The sequence below is a fragment of the Flavobacterium mesophilum genome (assembly GCF_039581405.1).
Classification (GTDB): domain Bacteria; phylum Bacteroidota; class Bacteroidia; order Flavobacteriales; family Flavobacteriaceae; genus Flavobacterium.
Map to the genome: position 1 here is coordinate 1 of NZ_JBCPXZ010000015.1, position 587 is coordinate 587.

Consider the following 587-nt stretch of genomic DNA (forward strand, 5'->3'; position numbering starts at 1 on the left):
GTGCATCCGTTGTTCGACACCGTATAAGTTCCTGTCGCTGTATAATTGGTAGAATTCACCGACCAGTTGTAAGTGTCGCCAGAGCATATCGCAGCAGTCGTGATTACTTTAGCAGGCTTAGGAGTAACCGTCAGCTGAAGCTCCTGATCCGCCGTGCATCCGTTGTTGGATACCGTATAAGTTCCTGTCGCTGTATAATTCGCAGAATTCACCGGCCAGTTGTAAGTATCGCCGGAACAGATCGTCGCGGTCGTGATGATTTTAGCAGGCTTCGGAGTCACCGTCAGCTGAAGCTCCTGATCCGCCGTGCATCCGTTGTTCGACACCATATAAGTTCCTGTCGCGGTATAATTCGCAGAATTCACCGACCAGTTGTATGTATCTCCAGAGCAGATCGTAGCGGTCGTGATGACTTTCGCCGGCTTCGGAGTCACCGTCAACTGAAGCTCCTGATCCGCCGTGCATCCGTTGTTGGACACCGTATACGTTCCTGTCGCTGTATAATTAGTCGAGTTGACCTGCCAGTTGTATGTATCTCCAGAGCAGATCGTCGCCGTCGTTATTACTTTCGCCGGCTTCGGAGTCAC

At 51.3% G+C, this 587-nt stretch carries 1 pseudogene; it reads right to left on the bottom strand.

Features of this window, described 5'->3' with window-relative positions:
- Nucleotides 1–587: pseudogene (locus tag AAYQ19_RS22025) on the bottom strand (secretion protein); the annotation flags it as partial.